This is a genomic window from Mycetocola sp. TRD_SC_2, from assembly GCF_055361225.1.
Window position 1 is genome coordinate 449,610 of the sequence record NZ_CM143954.1, and the last position, 18,494, is coordinate 468,103.

At 65.6% G+C, this 18,494-nt stretch carries 16 protein-coding genes; 15 read left to right on the forward strand and 1 reads right to left on the reverse strand.

Annotation, left to right across the window (positions count from 1 at the left end):
• Nucleotides 1-124: 124 nt before the first annotated feature.
• The 11 genes from ACWA1Q_RS02260 (at nucleotide 125) to ACWA1Q_RS02310 (ending at nucleotide 13,469) form a co-directional block, all read left to right on the forward strand.
• Nucleotides 125-1,354 (forward strand): multidrug effflux MFS transporter, encoded by a 1,230-nt coding sequence (locus tag ACWA1Q_RS02260; protein WP_463759165.1) that lies wholly within the window; start codon nucleotides 125-127, stop codon nucleotides 1,352-1,354.
• Nucleotides 1,355-1,535: 181 nt separating this feature from the next.
• Nucleotides 1,536-3,830 carry a carbon starvation CstA family protein gene (locus ACWA1Q_RS02265; protein ID WP_463759167.1) on the forward strand — a complete coding sequence of 765 codons (2,295 nt, stop codon included), beginning with the start codon at nucleotides 1,536-1,538 and terminating at the stop codon, nucleotides 3,828-3,830.
• On the forward strand, nucleotides 3,827-4,018 hold the full coding sequence (locus tag ACWA1Q_RS02270) for a YbdD/YjiX family protein (protein ID WP_463759169.1): 192 nt from the start codon (nucleotides 3,827-3,829) through the stop codon (nucleotides 4,016-4,018). Before ACWA1Q_RS02265 ends, ACWA1Q_RS02270 begins: the two co-directional genes overlap by 4 nt.
• A 150-nt stretch (nucleotides 4,019-4,168) precedes the next feature.
• Nucleotides 4,169-5,176, forward strand: a complete 1,008-nt coding sequence (locus tag ACWA1Q_RS02275) for a LacI family DNA-binding transcriptional regulator (RefSeq protein WP_463759171.1) — start codon at nucleotides 4,169-4,171, stop codon at nucleotides 5,174-5,176.
• Nucleotides 5,177-5,549: 373 nt separating this feature from the next.
• Nucleotides 5,550-6,884: an ABC transporter substrate-binding protein gene (locus ACWA1Q_RS02280; RefSeq protein WP_463759172.1), complete on the forward strand. Its 1,335-nt coding sequence runs from the start codon at nucleotides 5,550-5,552 to the stop codon at nucleotides 6,882-6,884.
• A 92-nt stretch (nucleotides 6,885-6,976) separates the two neighbouring features.
• Nucleotides 6,977-7,885: a carbohydrate ABC transporter permease gene (locus ACWA1Q_RS02285; protein ID WP_463759174.1), complete on the forward strand. Its 909-nt coding sequence runs from the start codon at nucleotides 6,977-6,979 to the stop codon at nucleotides 7,883-7,885.
• A gap of 11 nt (nucleotides 7,886-7,896) precedes the next feature.
• Entirely contained in the window at nucleotides 7,897-8,862 is a 966-nt protein-coding gene (locus ACWA1Q_RS02290; protein WP_463759176.1) for a carbohydrate ABC transporter permease, read from the forward strand.
• Between the two features lie 2 nt (nucleotides 8,863-8,864).
• Nucleotides 8,865-10,205 (forward strand): arabinan endo-1,5-alpha-L-arabinosidase, encoded by a 1,341-nt coding sequence (locus tag ACWA1Q_RS02295; RefSeq protein ID WP_463759179.1) that lies wholly within the window; start codon nucleotides 8,865-8,867, stop codon nucleotides 10,203-10,205.
• The gene (locus ACWA1Q_RS02300; protein ID WP_463759181.1) at nucleotides 10,198-10,926 is read left to right on the forward strand and encodes a YesL family protein; all 729 of its coding nucleotides are present in this window, start codon (nucleotides 10,198-10,200) and stop codon (nucleotides 10,924-10,926) included. Before ACWA1Q_RS02295 ends, ACWA1Q_RS02300 begins: the two co-directional genes overlap by 8 nt.
• On the forward strand, nucleotides 10,923-12,428 hold the full coding sequence (gene arfA, locus ACWA1Q_RS02305) for an arabinosylfuranosidase ArfA (RefSeq protein WP_463759183.1): 1,506 nt from the start codon (nucleotides 10,923-10,925) through the stop codon (nucleotides 12,426-12,428). The genes ACWA1Q_RS02300 and arfA overlap by 4 nt, the downstream gene beginning before the upstream one ends.
• Nucleotides 12,429-12,437: 9 nt before the next feature.
• The gene (locus ACWA1Q_RS02310; RefSeq protein ID WP_463759184.1) at nucleotides 12,438-13,469 is read left to right on the forward strand and encodes an arabinan endo-1,5-alpha-L-arabinosidase; all 1,032 of its coding nucleotides are present in this window, start codon (nucleotides 12,438-12,440) and stop codon (nucleotides 13,467-13,469) included.
• A gap of 127 nt (nucleotides 13,470-13,596) precedes the next feature.
• On the opposite strand, the gene ACWA1Q_RS02315 is transcribed toward ACWA1Q_RS02310, so the two are convergent.
• Nucleotides 13,597-14,415, reverse strand: a complete 819-nt coding sequence (locus ACWA1Q_RS02315; protein WP_463759186.1) for a DUF2382 domain-containing protein — start codon at nucleotides 14,413-14,415, stop codon at nucleotides 13,597-13,599.
• Nucleotides 14,416-14,614: 199 nt separating this feature from the next.
• Here ACWA1Q_RS02315 and ACWA1Q_RS02320 point away from each other — a divergent pair, with 199 nt between their 5' ends.
• The 4 genes from ACWA1Q_RS02320 (at nucleotide 14,615) to menC (ending at nucleotide 18,373) form a co-directional block, all read left to right on the forward strand.
• Nucleotides 14,615-15,310, forward strand: coding sequence for a phosphatase PAP2 family protein (locus ACWA1Q_RS02320; protein ID WP_463759188.1), 696 nt, complete (start codon nucleotides 14,615-14,617; stop codon nucleotides 15,308-15,310).
• Complete coding sequence (locus ACWA1Q_RS02325; protein ID WP_463759190.1) at nucleotides 15,307-16,089, forward strand: hypothetical protein; 783 nt, start codon at nucleotides 15,307-15,309, stop codon at nucleotides 16,087-16,089. The genes ACWA1Q_RS02320 and ACWA1Q_RS02325 overlap by 4 nt, the downstream gene beginning before the upstream one ends.
• Nucleotides 16,090-16,155: 66 nt before the next feature.
• Nucleotides 16,156-17,187 (forward strand): aldo/keto reductase, encoded by a 1,032-nt coding sequence (locus tag ACWA1Q_RS02330; RefSeq protein WP_463759192.1) that lies wholly within the window; start codon nucleotides 16,156-16,158, stop codon nucleotides 17,185-17,187.
• 76 nt (nucleotides 17,188-17,263) lie between these two features.
• Entirely contained in the window at nucleotides 17,264-18,373 is a 1,110-nt protein-coding gene (gene menC / locus ACWA1Q_RS02335; RefSeq protein WP_463759194.1) for an o-succinylbenzoate synthase, read from the forward strand.
• Nucleotides 18,374-18,494: the final 121 nt, after the last annotated feature.

Here is an 18,494-nt window from a genome sequence, read left to right on the forward strand (position 1 = left end):
CGAATCGGTTCGATGATGCATCGCCTGATGGGAATACCGCGCTTTCGACGCGGTTACGGTCAGGGCACCGGCAGTCTGCCCGTGGCATCCGCAGCCCCTTCGCTTCGTATCTAGGACCCAACTCGTGACTACCGTTGTGCACCCCGGTGACGCCCTTTCGCGCCGCCAGAGACTCGTCTACATTCTCGTTCTCGGTTCGCTGACAGCACTCGGACCGTTCACCATCGACCTCTACTTGCCGGCCTTCCCCCTGCTCGAGGACGACCTCAACGTCTCAGCGACCCTGATCCAGCTCACCCTCACCGGAACGACGATCGGGTTCGCCGTCGGCCAGTTGTTCATGGGACCGTGGAGCGACAAGGTCGGGCGACGACTCCCGCTCATCCTCGCGACGAGCGTGCATATCGCCGCAAGCATCGGTGTCGCCCTCGCGCCCGACATCGTCTGGCTCAGCGTCTTCCGGGTTCTGCAGGGCGCGGGCGCCGCCGCCGGTGGCGTGGTTGCGATGGCCATGGTCCGAGACCTCTTCGGCGGAAAACCCCTCGTGCGGATGCTGTCACGCCTGGCCCTCGTCAACGGTCTCGCCCCGATCCTCGCTCCGGTGATCGGTTCCCAGCTGTTGCTGTTCCTCGACTGGCGTGGACTGTTCGTATTCCTCGCGCTGTACGGGGTACTGGTGATCGTTGCGGTGTCGCTCTTCATCGTCGAGACCCTGCCGCCGGAGCGACGGGTCGTCGCCGGGCACTCCACGGTCGGTGACCGCTATCGATCAGTGTTCAGCGACCGCGTGTTCGTCGGCGTCGCCGTCATCGGCGGAATGAGCTTCTCGGGCCTGTTCGCATACCTGTCGGCATCGTCGTTCCTGTTCCAGGAGGTCTACAACCTCGACCCGCAGCAGTACGGCTACCTGTTCGCGATCAACTCGCTCGGCATCGTCATCGGTGTGCAGGTCTCGTCGCGGCTCATGCGCCGGTTCGGCCCGCAGTGGATACTCGGCGCGACAACGGCGACCCAGGCGATCGCCGCTGCCGCCATCATCCTGCTCGATTCGTCGGGCGCTGGCTTCCTCGGCATCCTCATCCCGCTGTTCTTCTTCATCATGGCCGCTGGCTTCGGTTTTCCGGCGGTGCAGGTCCTCGCACTCGTCAACCACGCGCGTGAAGCGGGCACCGCGGCATCCGTTCTCGGTGCCCTCAACTTCGGCCTCGCCGGTTTGATCTCACCGATCGTTGGCTGGTTGGGCATCGACTCGGCCGTGCCGATGGGATCGGTGATGCTCGTGACGGCGCTGGTGTCGATCTCGGCGCTGTGGTTCATCGTGCAGCCGAAACGGGTGCCAGCGCTCGTCGGGTAGCTGGCTCGAACCCCCGGCGCCGCCCGGGTTGATTGGTACCCGCGACGCGCCGAAATTTTGCCGCTGACCAATACGCCCCGAATGAGGGGCGCCGGTTGTAGCATCAAGCGCAGAACAGACTCGCAACGCGGCGATATCGGATGCCGGACGGCGCGGGTGAACCGCGACAAGGGGGTCCGAAATGAGCGACGACGTGAAGCGCATACGACCGGAGGCGGGCGATACCGCCGCGATCATCGAGCAGGACCCGGGCCTGCCGCCTGTCGCCGTTCCCGAGGCGGAGCGCGAGGCGGATGAACGGCACTGGACGCCGCTCAAGATCGCGATCTGGGGCGCCATAGCGCTGCTCGGCGGTGTGGCGTGGGTCATGCTCGCTGTCGTTCGCGGTGAGACCGTCAATGCGATCTGGTTCGTTTTCGCCGCTGTCTGCACCTACCTCATCGCCTACCGGTTCTACTCGAAGTTCATCGAGCGGGCCATCACCCGCCCCGACGATCGACGGGCAACGCCGGCCGAGTACAAGGCGAACGGCAAGGACTACGTCCCGACCGACCGTCGCGTGCTCTTCGGCCACCACTTCGCCGCGATCGCCGGTGCCGGTCCGCTCGTCGGTCCCGTGCTCGCCGCCCAGATGGGCTATCTGCCCGGCACCCTGTGGATCATCGTCGGCGTGATTCTCGCCGGCGCTGTGCAGGACTACCTTGTCCTGTTCTTCTCCACCCGCCGCGGGGGTCGGTCCCTCGGCCAGATGGCCCGCGACCAGCTCGGCCGGATCGGGGGGACCGCCGCCATCATCGCGACCCTCGTGATCATGGTCATCATCGTCGCGATCCTCGCTCTCGTCGTCGTCAACGCGCTCGGTGAGAGCCCGTGGGGAGTCTTCAGCGTGTCGATGACCATTCCGATCGCGCTGTTCATGGGCGTGTACCTGCGCTACTTCCGCCCGGGCAAGATCACCGAGGTGTCGATCATCGGGTTCGTGCTGCTGATGGCCGCGATCGTCGGGGGCGGCGCCGTCGCCGCGACCGAGTGGGGCGCTGCCGCGTTCACCCTCGACCGCACCACCATCGCGTGGGGCATCATCATCTACGGCTTCATCGCGGCGATCCTGCCGGTGTGGCTGCTGCTCGCACCGCGCGATTACCTCTCGACGTTCATGAAGATCGGCACGATCTTCATGCTCGCGGCGGCGATCATCTTCGTCCGCCCCGAAATCACCGTCCCCGCGTTCAGCGAGTTCGCCGGCGACCCGGCCGGTGGTCCTGTCGTCGCTGGATCGCTGTTCCCGTTCCTGTTCGTCACCATCGCGTGTGGTGCGTTGAGCGGGTTCCATGCGCTCATCGCATCCGGGACCACCCCCAAGCTCCTCGAGAAAGAGCGCCAGGCCCGCTTCATCGGCTACGGCGGCATGCTCATGGAGAGCTTCGTCGCGATCATGGCGCTCGTCGCCGCGATCTCGATCGATCGCGGACTGTACTTCGCGATGAACGTCTCGGCGGCCAACACCCTCGGCACGGTGGAGGGTGCCGTCGCGTTCGTCAACTCGCTCGGGCTGACCGGCGTGAACCTGACACCCGAGTTGCTGACGCAGACCGCTCAAAACGTGGGGGAGGAGAGCATCGTCTCGCGGACAGGCGGCGCGCCGACCCTCGCACTCGGGCTCGCGCACATCATGCAGTCGTTCATCGGCGGAACCGCGATGATGAGCTTCTGGTACCACTTCGCGATCATGTTCGAGGCGCTCTTCATCCTCACCGCCGTCGACGCAGGAACCCGCGTCGCCCGGTTCATGCTGCAGGACACCCTCGGCAACATCGTTCCGAAATTCCGGGATGCCAGCTGGACGGTCGGGGCGTGGATCTGTACGGCGATCATGGTCGCGGCGTGGGGAGCGATCCTCATCATGGGGGTCACTGACCCGCTCGGCGGGATCAATACGCTGTTCCCGTTGTTCGGTATCGCGAACCAGTTGCTCGCGGCCATAGCGCTTGCCGTCTGCCTCGCGATCGTCGCCGACCGCGGTTACTTCAAGTACCTCTGGGTCGTGGCGCTGCCGCTCGCGTTCGCGACAGTTGTGACCGTCACAGCGTCGCTCTACAAGATCTTCTCGCCGGTTCCCGCGGTCGGGTACTGGGCCCAGAACGCCGCGTTCCGCGAGGCGCTCGCTGCCGGGGAGGAGAGCTTCGGCACCGCCCCGACTCGCGCCGCCATGGAAGCGGTCGTGCGCAACACGGTCGTCCAGGGCTCGCTCTCGATTCTCTTCGTGACCCTCACCGTCATCGTCATCGGAATCGCGCTCTTCCGCACGTTCCGAGCGTTCCAGAACGGCGGTGGGATCAACACCGAGGATCCGGTGGTCCCGTCGAGGATCTTCGCCGGCTCCGGACTGACGTCGACGAAGACCGAGAAGCGCATCCAGAAAGAGTGGGACGCCCTTCCGGTCGAACGTCGCCGCGCGAAAGCGAGGCACGAATGAACGCCCTCGTCTCCGGCCTCAGCGCCGCCGCGCGCTACCTCAAGGCGGTGATGGGCGACAACGCCTACGAGGTGTACCTCGCCCATCACGCCGCGACTCACCCCGGTACTCCTCCTCTGCCCGAGCGCTTGTTCTGGCGCGAACGCGACGACGAACAGGACCGGAACCCACAGGGTCGCTGTTGCTGAGTGCGAGACGGATGCCGCGGCATCCGTCTCGCACTCAGCCCTCAATTCACGATCCCCGGCTGCTTTGTACTCCTGCAACGTTGTAGGTTCATAACCACAGCATGCGGCGACTCGCCCGTGCAGAAGCAGTTCACAGAGCGGGAAGTTTCGATGGCGGTCACCCTGCACGACGTCGCGACGCTGGCAGGCGTGTCGATCAAGACGGTGTCGAACGTCGTCAACGACTACAAGCACATTCGGCCGACGACGCGCGAGAAGGTGCTCGCCGCGATAAACACACTTGGCTACCAGCCGAATATCTCGGCGCGCAGCCTGCGCTCGGGCAAGACCGGCGTCATCGGACTCGCGTTGCCCGAACTCAGCCTCAGTTACTTCGCCGAACTGGCGGATGCCGTCATCCGCGCGGCAGAGCGGCGTCACCTCGTGGTCCTCATCGAGCAGACTGCGGGGGGAGACCGTGACCGCGAGATCGAGATGCTGTCGAGTCCGCGGCTGCAGCTCACCGATGGGCTGATCTTCAGCCCGCTCGGCATGAGTTCGGACGATGTCGCCCATCTCAACGTCTCGTATCCGCTCGTGCTCCTGGGTGAGCGAATCTTCGGTGGCCCGACCGACCACGTCACGATGCGGAACGTCGAAGCGGCGAAGGCGGCGACCGCGCACCTGATCGCCAAGGGACGCAAGCGGATCGCGGTGATCGGTGCGCACGAGGGTGAGCTGGTCGGATCGGCGGCGCTGCGGCTGCAGGGTTACCTCGATGCTCTCGCCGAGGCCGGCATCGAATCCGACGGGTCGCTCATTCGCTACGTCGGTCTCTGGCACCGGCTCGACGGCGCCCAGGCGATGCACGAACTGCTCGACTCCGGGGTCGAGTTCGACGCGGTGTTCGGGCTCAATGACACGCTTGCCCTCGGAGCGATGCGGGTCCTGCAGGAGTCCGGCCGTCGCATCCCGGATGACGTGGCTGTGATCGGATTCGACGGTCTCGATGAGACGAAGTACTCGCTGCCGACGCTGTCGACCGTCGATCCCGGTCGGGATGAGATCGCCGACATGGCGGTCGACGTGCTCGTGGAGCGCATCGCCAACCGGGACGCTCCGCCGAGGCAATACCTCACCGACTTCTCGGTGATCGGCCGGGAGTCGACCGCCGACTGACGTACCTCCACCGGCCCGGCGACCTCAAATTCAGGAGATCCGGTGCGACACGCCGTACGAGAGCGATCCCATACGGCGTGTCGCCGCAGATCTCCTGAATTTGGAGTCGGCTCCTGAATTTGGGGTGGGTTCCCACGAGTTGCCCGGGTTCGCGGGTGTTGCGGGTGCGGCACCCGCAGGAGTGGGCAATTCGCGATTCGGGCAACTTTTCCAACGTTGGAAAAATGTTCCCCGAAACTATTGACGGACGATATGACCCCGTGGCACAGTTCAGTACAACGTTGTAAAAACAACACGGCCAACGATGCCCATCCCGCTTAGCGTGCGAAGCATCCAGCCATCCAACAGCACAGCCAAACGGGAAGGACACGTGATGAAGACGTCACGTTTGATGGCCACATCTGTAGCAATGTTCGCTGCAGCCGGTCTCTTGCTCAGCGGATGCTCCGCCTCAGCCGGCGAGGACTCCGGCGAGAAGAAGCTCACGTTCATGTTCCGCGGGGGTGAAGACGAGAAGAAGGCCTACGAGAAGGCCATCGCCGAATTCGAGAAGGCGAACGACATCGACGTCGACGTCATCGTCACCACCGCAGACCAGTACATCACCAAGCTCAAGGCGGCGATCGCCGGCAAAAAAGTGCCCGACGTCTTCTACATCAACCAGGGCGACGTGCAGTCCTACGTCAAGAACGGCGTCGTCAAGGACATCACGGAGTACGTCGAAGGCTCAGACACGATCGACCTCGACAACATCTGGGAGTACGGAGTCGACAGCTACCGCTACGACGGCAAGCTCGTCGGCGACGGCGCGATCTACGCACTTCCGAAGGATGTCGGACCGTTCTCGTTCGGCTACAACAAGACCATGTTCGAAGAGGCAGGCATTCCGCTGCCAGACAAGGACACCCCGCTCACCCTCGAGCAGTTCGTCGACATCTCCAAGCAGCTGACGAAGGACACCGACGGCGACGGCAAGACCGACCAGTGGGGCACCGGCCTCAACGTGCAGTGGAACCTGCAGCCCTTCGTCTGGTCGAACGGCGGGGACTGGCTCAACGAGGACCGCACCAAGGTCACCGTCGACACCCCCGAGTTCGCCGAGGCGCTCCAGTGGTTCGCTGACCTGCAGAACGTGCACGCCGTCACCCCGTCGGTCGCAGAGGCACAGACCCTCGACACCTACCAGCGCTGGATGAAGGGTGAGCTCGGCTTCTTCCCGGTCGGCCCGTGGGACGTCTCCACCTATGAGGAGCTCGACTTCGACTGGGATCTCATCCCCTACCCGGTCGGTGAGAGCGGCAAGAGCGCCACCTGGGTCGGTTCGCTCGGCATCGCCGTCTCGAACGGAACCGAGTACCCCGAGGAGGCCGTCAAGCTCGTCGAGTACCTGACCGCAGACGTCGAAGCGCAGCAGAGCCTCGTCGACGCCGGAATCCAGATTCCGAACCTCAAGGACATGGCCGACACCTGGGTCGAAGACTCCACGACCAAGCCCGCGAACAAGGAGGAATTCCTCCAGATCGTCAATGACTACGGCCGTGGACTCCCCGCCAACAACACCTACAACAGTGAGTGGTACGACGAGTTGTTCACCAACATCCAGCCGGTGATCGACGGCAAGCAGACCGCCGCCGAGTACCTCAAGGAGGCCCAGCCCAAGATGCAGGCGTTCCTGGATGCCGCCAACCAGCAGGCAGGAATCGGCTAACACCCGAAACCGGATGCCGCGGCGTGCGTCGCGTACGCGCGCCGCGGCATCCGCCTCTCACCCTCTCGACCCTGATCAAGGAAGATCCTCGAATGACCGCGACATCGACACCGGTTCGCCGCTCCAGGCTCCACCGCCGTGAGCACCTCGCCGCGCTTGGCTTCGTGGCCATCCCGCTGATCGGGTTCCTGCTCTTCACCGCGTATCCGCTGCTGTTCAGCGTCTATGCCTCGTTCACCAGCTGGAACGGCCTCGGCGACCCGACCTTCAACGGCATCGCGAACTACATCCAGATGTGGAACGACCCCTACTTCGCCAAGGCGATGTGGAACACCTTCTTCATGATGATCGGAATCCCGATCGGCCTCGTCATCTCGCTCGTGCTGGCCCTCGCGCTCAACCGCAAGATGCGCGGAACGACCTTCTTCCGCACGGTGTACTACGTGCCGGTCATCTCGTCGATCGCCGCCGTCGCCATCCTCTGGCAGTGGGCGTTCAACGGAGACTTCGGCCTGATCAACCAAAGCCTCGCGATCATCGGGATCGACGGGCCAAACTGGCTCATGGACACCGCAACGGTCAAGCCGGCGCTCATCATCATGGCCGTCTGGAAGGGTCTCGGCTACTCGATGCTCCTCTACCTGGCAGCGCTGCAGTCGGTGCCGCGCCACCTCTACGAGGCGGCGGCACTCGACGGCGCCAACGCCTGGCAGCAGTTCCGGAACATCACGCTCCCGATGGTTCGCCCGGTCACCTTCTTCCTCGTGGTCACCAGCATCATCGGCGGTTCGCAGATCTTCATCGAGATCAACATCATGACGCCGACCGGTGGCCCCGAGTTCAGCTCGGCGAGCATCGTCTGGTACATCTGGCAGAAAGCCTTCAGTCAGCTGCAGATGGGCTACGCGTCGAGCATGTCGATCGTGCTCGGGTTGATCATCTTCGCCATCACCGCCATCCAATTCCGGCTCAACCGCCGTAACTCGTTCTCGATCGACTGAGGCAGGCAACTATGTCGTCATCAACGTCAGCTCTCGCCCCCAGTGGTCCAGGAGCAACCGCCCTCGGGGTTCCGCCCCTGTCACCGGACGGCGCGCTGCCCGGTCCGCCCGCCGCCGGGCGCAAGCGCACCCCTCTGACCCGCAAGGGGCGTTACACGCTCGGCAACGTGCTCGTCACGATCGTTCTGTCGATCGGTGCCGTCGCGATGCTCGCTCCTCTGCTCTGGACCTTCTCGACCTCGCTGAAGACCCGCGACAGTGTCTTCGCGCTTCCGCCGCAGTGGATCCCCGATCCGGTGATCTGGGACAACTACCTGCGGGTGTGGACGGCCGGGCCGCTCGCCACCGGTATTCAGAACAGCCTCATCGTCGCCTGCTCGGTCACGATCATCGGGTCGCTGTTCTCGGCAATCGCCGCGTTCGCGTTCGCCAAAATGCGGATGCCGTTCAAGAACGTCCTCTTTCTCGGCCTGCTCGCCGGCCTCATGATCCCGTTCCCGACGATCATGATCCCGCAGTTCATGGTCTTCGCCGAGATCGGATGGGTTGACACCCTGCTGCCGCTGATCGTTCCAGGCATGTTCGGCAACATCGTGATGATCTTCTTCCTCAAGCAATACCTCGGTACCGTCCCGGACTCGATCATCGAAGCGGCAAAGCTCGACGGTGCCTCGTACCTGCAGATCTTCTTCACCCTCATCTTCCCGGCGATCAAACCGGCACTCGCCGCCCAGTTCATCCTCTGGTTCATGTTCGTCTGGAATGACTACCTGGCCCCGATCATCTACCTGAACACCCCCGAGAAGCAGACACTCCAGCTCGTCATCGCCAACTTCAACGCGGCGTACGCGATCCAGACCGACTACCCGCTCATCATGGCGGCGTCGTTCATCGCGCTCCTGCCTGTGCTCATCGTGTTCGTCATCTTCCAGCGCCAGATCATCGAGTCCGTCGCCCTCACCGGCGCGAAGGGATAGTTATGTCGATCCTCGACTCGAGTGTCTCCGCCGTGCCCGAACGCCTGGTTCCCGCGCCCACCGGCGACGCCACCACGTGGGGTGCCCGGCATGCCCACGACCCCACCGTCGTGCGCGGTGACGACGGCACCTGGTACATGTTCTCGACGGATGCTGTCGCCAACGCCACCGAGATTCCGTCCGGTGTCCACGTGCGCACCTCGACCGACCTCGTCACCTGGACCTTCGCCGGCACCGCCCTCGACGGCGTCCCCGCCGACGCGTTCGAGTGGACCGGTGCGCCCGGGCTCTGGGCGCCTGAAGTTGTGCGCTGGCCCGGCGACGAACCGCGCTGGCACATGTACTACTCCGCGTCGACCTTCGGGTCGACCACGTCCGCGATCGGCCTCGCCGTGGCATCCGACCTCGCCGGCCCGTGGGAAGACCGCGGAATCGTCGTCGCAACGAGAAAGGGGGAGACGACGCAGAACGCGATCGACGCCGCCGTCACTCTCGATCGCGATGGTGCCCCCTGGCTGACCTACGGCTCGTTCTTCTCCGGCATCTACACGCTCCCGCTCGACGCCGCGACCGGTTTCGCCGCGACACCGGGCGACCTGGGAACGGTCATCGCACGCCGGCGGAAATCCGTCGACACCGCGATCGAGGGCGCGTATGTCGTGTACCGCGCCGACGAGGACCGGTTCGTGCTGTTCGTCTCATACGACTCGCTGTTCTCGACCTATCACGTGCGCGTCGCCGTCGCCCCAGAGATCACGGGGCCGTACCTCGACGCCAACGGCCGCGACCTGACCGACCTGGACGCGGAGCCCACCTCGATCGGCACCAAGATCCTCGGCAGCTATCGCTTCGATGGTGACACCGGCTGGCTCGCCCCCGGGCACAACTCGATCCTCACCGAGCCCGGCGACGACGGCGACGAGTACTTCATGGTGCACCACGTGCGCTTCGCCGACGACCCGAGCCAGCACGTCGTCCAGTTGCGTCGCGTCTTCTTCACGGATGCCGGCTGGCCGGTCGTCTCGCCTCAACCGTTCGCAGGGCGCGAGCTCGAGTTGCTCGCCGAACCCGCTCCGGTCGCCGGGGTCTGGCGCGTGCTGCGCCTCGACCCGGCATCGACCGACATCGTCGACGCCGTCCCGCTTCCCGTGTCGGTTCCGGCGACCCCCGACCTCCTGGCATCGGGGAAGCCCGAGCGGGTCCGGCTCGCGGTCGGCGCGACCGAGCTCGACGCCGTTATTTTCGTCTCGTGGGACTGGGCCACCGGGCGTGCAGCACTCTCGTTCGCCGGGATCGACGCCGACGGTGTCGCGTGGCAGGGAACCGCTGGACGCCATGAGTGACACCGAAATCGGCTGGGCCGGCCGGCTCATGACCTGGCTGCGGTTCGCTCTCGCCCTCGTCCTGCTCAACCTGCTCTTCGTCGTCGGAACTCTCGCCGGGCTCGTCGTGTTCGGGCTCTTCCCGGCAGCGGTCGCCACGTCGATCGTCGCCGCCCGCATGCGTGCGGGTGTGCCGCCGGACTCGATCGTGCGCGACTTCGTCACCGCCTACCGCAGCCAGTTTTGGCACCTCGCCGTCGTCTCGATCCCGTTCACCCTCGCGACGCTCCTCATCGCGGTCGACCTCGTAGCGTTCCAGACCCTCGCGGCCTCCGGCGACCCGCTCGCCGCCGTGCTGTTCGCGGTGTTTCTGACCTCCACCCTGCTCACCGCCCTCGCTGCGTTCTCCGCGGTGTCGATCTGCAGCCGTTACCGGGCATCCGCCCATGCAACCTGGCGGTACGCGATCGTGCTGCCCCTCGTTTCACCCGGCATGAGCGTGTCGCTGATCGTCAGCCTCGGCGTGCTCGCGTATGCGCTCATGGCGTTCGGCGTCCCCGTTCCGCTCGTCGGAGCATCCGTGCCCCTGTTCGTCGCCGGCTGGATCATAGACGCCCGCCTCGCACGGCTCGCCCCCGCGAGTCGCCCGGATATCGGGGCTACGGTAGCCGACAACCCTTTCAACCCGGCAACTCGCGTCGTGAGCTCGCCACTGCACCAGAGAGAAGGAATACCCGCGTGACCACCGCAACAATCGCCATCGACCGCACCGCAGTCGTTGCTCCCATCAACCGCCGAATCTTCGGCTCGTTCGTCGAGCACCTCGGACGCTGCGTCTATGACGGCATCTACGAGCCGGGGCACCCGACCGCGAACGAGGACGGTTTCCGCCTCGACGTCGTCGAGCTCGTGAAGGAACTCGGGTCGACCACCATCAGGTACCCGGGCGGAAACTTCGTCTCCGGTTACCGCTGGGAAGACGGCGTCGGCCCGCGCGAGAACCGTCCGGTGCGCCGCGACCTCGCGTGGCACGCTCTCGAATCGAACCAGGTCGGTACCGACGAGTTCGCCAGGTGGTGCAAGCTGACCGGGTCGGAGCTGATGATGGCCGTGAACCTCGGCACGCGGGGGATCGAAGCGGCGCTCGACCTGCTCGAGTACAGCAACCACCCTTCGGGAACCGCGCTCAGCGACCAGCGCATTGCCAACGGCACGCCCGAGCCGCACGACATCCGCATGTGGTGCCTCGGCAACGAGATGGACGGCCCGTGGCAGACCGGGTACATGACCGCTGACGACTACGGCAAGATCGCGGCACGCACCGCTCAGGCGATGAAGGCCGCTGACAAGAGCCTCGAGCTCGTCGTCTGTGGTTCGAGCGGATCCAGCATGCCGACGTTCGGCGACTGGGAGCGCACGGTTCTCGAGCACAGCTACGAGCACGTCGACTACATCTCGTGCCACGCCTACTACCAGGAGCGTGGCGGCGACCTCGACTCGTACCTCGCCTCGTCGCTCGAAATGCAGTACTTCATCGAGACCGTCGTCGCGACCGCCGATCACGTCGGCAACAAGCTGCGCAGCAAAAAGAAGATCCAGCTTTCGTTCGACGAGTGGAACATCTGGTACCTCGACGAGCACCAGGCCTCAGATGAGGTCAACGAGGACTGGGAGTTCGCTCCCCGCCAGCTCGAGGACGTGTACTCGGTGGCGGATGCCGTCGTGCTCGGCAACCTGCTCATCACGCTTCTCAAGAACCACGACCGCGTCGGTTCAGCATCGCTCGCGCAGCTCGTGAACGTGATCGCGCCCATCATGACCGAGCCGGGTGGAGCGGTCTGGCGCCAGACCACCTTCTTCCCCTTCTCCGTCACGTCGCGCCTCGCCCGCGGTGAAGTGCTCCGCCCACGCATCGACGTCGGTACCTACGCGACCAAGGTCCACGGCGACGCACCGCTCGTCGACGCGGTCGCAACGGCCGACGCCGAGACCGGATCGAGCGCTGTGTTCCTCGTGAACCGCAGCCAGACCGAGTCGATCGAGGTGTCGATCGATGTGTCCGGACTCGAGGCATCCACCATCACCGAAGCCGTCACTCTCCACGACGACGACGTGTACGCCAAGAACACGCTCGAGGACCAAAACCGGGTCGGACTCCGTGACCTCTCGGCCGCGACCCTGGCCGACGGCATCCTGACCGTGACGCTGCCGCCGGTGTCCTGGTCCGCTCTGGCCCTGGGCTAGGTCGACGACATGGCAGTTTCGCACCCACAACCCTCGAAGAGGCGCCGCCTGGGTGCGAAACTGCCGTTTCGGCGAGCGGCGCTGACGGCGGGGCTCGCACTCCTTCTGAGCGGATGCTCCGCGTCGGTCGCTGAAGAACGTCTCCCCGAACCCACCGGGAGCACCGACACCCATGACCCTGCGCTCGTTCGAGGTGCCGAGGGGGAACCGTGGTTCATCTACTCGACCGGCAACGGGCGAGTCGGCGACGGCAACATCCAGATCCGTCGCTCGGACGACGGCGTCGACTGGGAGTATGCCGGCGAGGTGTGGCCGGAGAAACCGGCCTGGCTCGCAGAGGCGGTGCCGGGCGTCGACAACCTCTGGGCACCTGAGCTCTACGAGCACGACGGCACCTGGTACCTCTATTACTCGGCGTCGACGTTCGGCAGCAACTCGTCGCTCATCGCGCTCGCCACGAACACGACGCTCGACCCGGATGCCGCGGGGTACGAATGGGTGGACCGGGGCACGGTTCTCGCCTCCACCGGCACGGACTTCAACGCGATCGACCCCGGCATCGTCGAAGACGCCGGCGGCACCCCCTGGATGAGCTTCGGCTCGTTCTGGAGCGGGTTGCGGATGGTCGAACTCGCGTGGCCGGGCGGGATGCCCGTGTCAACGGACGACCCTGTCCTCCTTGCCGACCGGCAGTCGCCGCCCAATGCGATCGAAGCGCCGTACATCCTGCCGCACGACGGCTACTACTACCTCTTCTTCTCGCGCGACTCCTGCTGCCAGGGCGTCGACAGCAGCTACAACATCGCTGTCGGGCGATCGAAGGAGGTCACGGGGCCCTACGTCGACGCGGACGGTACTCCGCTCACCGAGAACGGCGGTACCTCCGTGCTCGATACCGAGGGTCCGCGGATCGGGCCGGGCGGTCAGTCGGTGAGTGACGGCATCCTCGCGTATCACTTCTACGACGAAGAGCTGGATGGAGTGTTCCGGCTGGGACTCTCGACGCTCCACTGGGTCGACGGCTGGCCGGTCGTGCGCTGAACCGTGCGCGAATCGAGCCCCTGAACACGGTCGTGAACCCGTGCTTCAACGCAACGAGAGGGCAGTTCAGCACCCGGCTGTGAGCCGCCGGATGCTGGTGAACTGCCCTCTCGCTGGGCTCCTCGGGTTAGAGCCGGTCGGTCCCGCGTGTTGTGGCGTCGCCGTCGAGTTCGATCTCCTCGTGGCGAACGTCCTCGGTCACGTTCTGCTGTTCGGTCACGGTCTCCTTGTCGAGCCGGACCCGCTCCACCGGGACTGTCTCCTTGTCGACGACGACCCGCTCCTCGGTGAGGGTGACTTCGTGCTCCTCGTCACTCAGGTCGGGACCGGAGAGAGCGTCGCCGGCGTTCGCGTCGGTGATCGGCTCGCGCTCGAGGCGAACCTCTTCGCGCTGAACCGGTACGGTCACGTTCTGCTGCTCGGTGACGACATGCTTGCGGAGACGGGCCTTGCCGGTCTGCACCTCCTGGGTGCCGACATTGAGCTGTTCCTCTGACCGCGTCATGGCCGAATCGGTGTTCGGTCCTGAGGTGTCCTGTCCGGGGCCACCGACTCCGCCTGAGCGATCCGTGTCGGTGTAGCTCGCGTCCGTGCGGGTGTCGGTGCCCGTGGTCGAGCCGGTGTATCCGGCGGTTCCGGTCATGCCGTAATACTCGTAGAGCGCGTCCTGATCGGCGGGGCTGAGTTCACCGTCCACGTCGACGCGCGGGGCATCCTTCACGAAGTCCTTCTCGTAACCGACACGAAGACCGTCCGTGTCGAGGGACGCGTCCTCGAGGGGCACGAAGGACTCGGAGGTTCCGAAGAACCCGGTGTTGACGCTCGCCCAGAGGGCACGGCCATCGTCGGGGTCGACGTAGACCTGACCGACCTTGCCGATCTTGTTCCCGGTGGAGTCGAAGGCCGTCGAGCCGATCACGCTGTCGATGCTGCTGGTGTCGATCATCACTAACTTCCTTGTCTGGTTGATTTTCGCTCGGGGGGCAGCTGGCGAGGCGCAGCGGGTTCACTGCGCCGATGCCTCAGTATGCGTCGAACGTTGCGATCTCCACGACGGGCTTGACACGCTTCGGGAGCCGTCACAACATATGCAACCCCCTCGATCAACGCGCCGCTTTTCTCGACCCTCGGGGCATCATTGAAAAATGTCTCAACACCAGGCCGACCCAGCCGCCAAACGGGTCACCAGTCGCTGGCCCTACATTTCCGGAGGAGTTGCGCTCCTTCTCGGCATCCTCCTCGCCTTCCTCATCGTTCAGCGCGGGAACAACCTGCCGTTCGAGCTGGACTCCGAATGGAGCGAGGAGGTCTTCGATGAGGGCCGTCTGCCGTTCCTCGAGTGGATGTCGTACGGCATGAACTGGCTCGGGGGAGGCATCTTCGGTAGCTACATCCTGCCGATCCTCATCGTCATCATCCTGCTGCTGATCAAACGCCCGTGGTCGGCGCTGTTCTTCGCGGTGGTGTCGCTCGTGAGCGTCGGAGTCGCCCAGCTGCTCAAGTCGCTCGTGGGCCGCGAACGTCCAGAGGACATGCTCGTCGTGAGTGACTTCGGCTCATTCCCCTCCGGACACGCGGCGAACGCCGCCACGATGGCCGTCGCCCTCGGCATCATTTTCCCCCGCGTCTGGGTCTGGATCGCCGGGTTCCTCTGGGTCGCACTGATGATGTTCTCCCGCACCTACCTCGGCGTTCACTGGCTCACCGACACGATCGGCGGGGCGCTGCTCGGTGCCGGCGTCGTCCTGATCCTCTGGGCTCCGTTCGCGTCACGCATCTCGGGTGAACCGGTGCGAAAGAAGTCCGCGGCGGTACCCGACAGCAGGGAATCGGTGGCGTGACCTCGCCCCGCGACCATGCGGATGCCGCTCGGGCCGCGTGCGGAGCAGGCATCCGTTCTGCGACGCGGCTGGGCGACTACGCCGAGATCTGCCGGCTGCTCGACGAAACGTGGGGTCGTGGATCGGGCGCCGACCCGTCGTTCGTGCAAGCGATCGCGCACGCGGGAAACACCGTGCTGCTCGCCGAGCGCGACGGCCGGACCGTCGGCGCGCTCGTCGGCGTCCTCGGCTGGGACGGCGGGCTGCACGTGCACTCCCACGTCGCCGCCGTGACTCCGGATGCCAGGGGCGGCGTCGGGTTCGCACTCAAGCTCGAGCAGCGGGCGGTCGCGCTGGAACACGAGGTGAACGAAGTGCGGTGGACGTATGACCCGCTCATCCGCCGCAACGCCCACCTCAACCTCGAGAAGCTCGGGGCAACGGTTCGGGCGTACCTGCCCGACTTCTACGGCCGGCTCGATGACGAGATCACGGGCTCGGATCACAGCGACCGGTTCGAGGTGAGCTGGCAGCTCGACTCCGCCGGGGTCTCCACGACGATCGACCGGGCGCTCGCGCGGGTCTCTCGGCGCGGCGCGGGTGCTGTATCTCCCGCGCCGCGCCAGAGCGCAGGCGAAGACGGCATTCGCTTCGAGCTGCATCCCGACTTCGAGGCGTTCCGCCGGGAGGACCCGGATGCCGCGGCCGAGTTCCGCGACGCCTCCCGCGCCGTGTTCGGCCCGGCCTTCGACGAGGGCCTGATGGTTCGTTTTCTCGACGGCGGGTACGTCTTCCGCTGACCCGCAACCCCCTTCACCGGGGTGAACACCGCCGGGTAGTGTCGGACGCTCATCGAAGGGAATCCCATGGAATACCGCACTCTCGGCCGCTCCGGCGCGGTCGTCTCAGCCCACGCTCTCGGAACCATGACGTTCGGAGCTGAAGCAGACGAAGCAACGTCGGGCGAGATCCTCACCACGTTCGTCGAGGCGGGGGGCACGTTCGTCGACACCGCCGATGTCTACAGTGCGGGAGAGTCCGAGTCGATCATCGGGCGCTGGCTGGCCGCCCACCCCACCGAAGCGGCATCGATCGTGCTCGCGACAAAGGGGCGGTTTCCGATGGGTGAAGGTCCCAACGACGTCGGCCTGTCGCGGCGCCACCTCCGCACCGCGCTCGACGCCTCCCTCACCCGGCTCGGGGTGGACCACATCGACCTTTACCAGATGCACGCGTGGGATGCCCTCACACCGGTCGACGAGACCCTCCGCTTTCTCGACGACGCGGTCAGCGCCGGCAAGATCTCGTATTACGGTTTCTCCAACTACCTGGGCTGGCAGCTGACCAAAGCGGTCGCCGTAGCATCCGCTTCTTCTTTCACCGCGCCGGTGACGCTGCAGCCGCAGTACAACCTGCTCGTGCGTGACATCGAGCACGAGATCGTTCCGGCAGCGCTTGACGCCGGTATCGGACTGCTGCCGTGGTCGCCGCTCGCGGGCGGCTGGCTCAGCGGAAAGTACGAGCGCGACGTATCACCGACGGGTGCGACCAGGCTCGGACAGAACCCGCAGCGCGGCATGGAGGCGTGGGAGGCACGCAACGCGAACGAGCGCACGTGGCGCGTTCTGGATGCGGTGACCGAGATCGCGGATGCCCACTCCGCGTCCGCGTCGCAGGTGTCACTTGCATGGCTGGGAGCGCAGCCGGCGGTGACCTCGGTGATCCTCGGGGCGCGCACCATCGAGCAGCTCACCGACAACCTCGGAGCGGTGGATCTGGAGCTCAGCGCCGACGAACTGCAGCGACTGACGGATGCCAGCGCACCCGAGATGGACGACTACCCCTACGGGACTGCCGGCATCGCGCAACGAAACCGTCCGGTCGACGGCGGCCGGTAAGGCGAGCGACGTTCGCGGCGGGGGGACGGTTTGAGCAGGTCGCTCTGCGACCTTGTCGAAGGATAGGGTTCAGCCCATGAAGGTCGAGTCGATCACCCTCCACCGCGTCGCGATGCCCCTCGTGCGACCGTTCGAAACGAGCTTCGGCCGCGAAACGGCGCGCGACGTCCTCCTCGTGCATCTTGTGAGCGACGCGGGTGAGGGCTGGGGCGAGTGCGTCGCCGGGTCCTCACCGAGTTACAGCTCCGAGTACGTCGACGGCTGCGCCCACGTGATCGAGCATCACCTTGCTCCGCTGCTGTTCCGGGCGCCGGTCGTCACCGCTGACTCCCTCGCTACCCTGTTCGCGCCGGTCGTTGGGCATCGCATGGCGAAAGCGGCGCTCGAGGCGGCCGTCCTCGATGCTGAGCTGCGAGCATCCGGAACGAGCTTCGCCCGGTATCTCGGCGCCGTCCGCACCGAGGTCGACTGCGGGGTCTCGGTGGGGATCAGCACCTCAATCGATGAGCTGCTCGGCGAGGTGCAGGGTTACGTCGATGCCGGTTACCGGCGCATCAAGCTCAAGATCAAACCCGGCTGGGACCTCGAACCCGTTCGCCGCGTGCGCGAACTGATCGGCCCGGATGCTGCGCTGCAGGTCGACGCGAACACCGCGTATTCGCGGGCGGACATCCCGCATCTCGGCAGACTCGACTCCGCAGACCTGCTCCTCATCGAGCAGCCGTTCGATGAGGAGGACATCGCCTCCCACGTCGCACTTGCCGCCGCGATCGAAACACCCGTCTGCCTCGATGAGTCGATCGTCTCAGTCGGGGTCGCGATCGATGCCATCGAGCGCGGTGCAACCTCCATCGTCAACATCAAGCCCGGCCGGGTCGGTGGGTACCTGCCCGCTGTCGCGATCCATGATGCGTGCGCAGAACGCGGCATCCCGGTCTGGTGCGGCGGGATGCTCGAGACCGGCATCGGCCGTGCGATGAACGTGGCGCTCGCGGCGCTGCCAGGATTCACACTGCCGGGGGACACGAGCGCGTCGGACCGCTACTACGCCGAGGACCTCACCGAACCGTTCGTGCTCATGGACGGGCGGTTGCTGGTACCAACAGGTTCAGGATCCGGGGTCACGGTGCGCACGGACCTGGTGCGGGCGTGGGCGCTCGCCGCGCCGGTGCAGTTGCGGCCGTAGGTCGCCCCGACGACGCGGATGCTCGCCGATTCACACGTTGCCGACCGATGCACGCGGTACGCCGGGTGAATCCGACCGCGGGGAGTGGAAACGGGATGGCGCCCAGCGGTTGACAGCGGCC

Bases quoted from the DNA above. Each gene is read 5' to 3' on its own strand.
- ACWA1Q_RS02265 (WP_463759167.1), top strand. From the start codon at position 1,536: ATGAGCGACGACGTGAAGCGCATACGACCGGAGGCGGGCGATACCGCC.
- ACWA1Q_RS02270 (WP_463759169.1), top strand. From the start codon at position 3,827: ATGAACGCCCTCGTCTCCGGCCTCAGCGCCGCCGCGCGCTACCTCAAG.
- ACWA1Q_RS02275 (WP_463759171.1), top strand. From the start codon at position 4,169: ATGGCGGTCACCCTGCACGACGTCGCGACGCTGGCAGGCGTGTCGATC.
- ACWA1Q_RS02280 (WP_463759172.1), top strand. From the start codon at position 5,550: ATGAAGACGTCACGTTTGATGGCCACATCTGTAGCAATGTTCGCTGCA.
- ACWA1Q_RS02285 (WP_463759174.1), top strand. From the start codon at position 6,977: ATGACCGCGACATCGACACCGGTTCGCCGCTCCAGGCTCCACCGCCGT.
- ACWA1Q_RS02290 (WP_463759176.1), top strand. From the start codon at position 7,897: ATGTCGTCATCAACGTCAGCTCTCGCCCCCAGTGGTCCAGGAGCAACC.
- ACWA1Q_RS02295 (WP_463759179.1), top strand. From the start codon at position 8,865: ATGTCGATCCTCGACTCGAGTGTCTCCGCCGTGCCCGAACGCCTGGTT.
- ACWA1Q_RS02300 (WP_463759181.1), top strand. From the start codon at position 10,198: ATGAGTGACACCGAAATCGGCTGGGCCGGCCGGCTCATGACCTGGCTG.
- ACWA1Q_RS02310 (WP_463759184.1), top strand. From the start codon at position 12,438: ATGGCAGTTTCGCACCCACAACCCTCGAAGAGGCGCCGCCTGGGTGCG.
- ACWA1Q_RS02315 (WP_463759186.1), bottom strand. From the start codon at position 14,415: ATGATCGACACCAGCAGCATCGACAGCGTGATCGGCTCGACGGCCTTC.
- ACWA1Q_RS02320 (WP_463759188.1), top strand. From the start codon at position 14,615: ATGTCTCAACACCAGGCCGACCCAGCCGCCAAACGGGTCACCAGTCGC.
- ACWA1Q_RS02330 (WP_463759192.1), top strand. From the start codon at position 16,156: ATGGAATACCGCACTCTCGGCCGCTCCGGCGCGGTCGTCTCAGCCCAC.
- menC (WP_463759194.1), top strand. From the start codon at position 17,264: ATGAAGGTCGAGTCGATCACCCTCCACCGCGTCGCGATGCCCCTCGTG.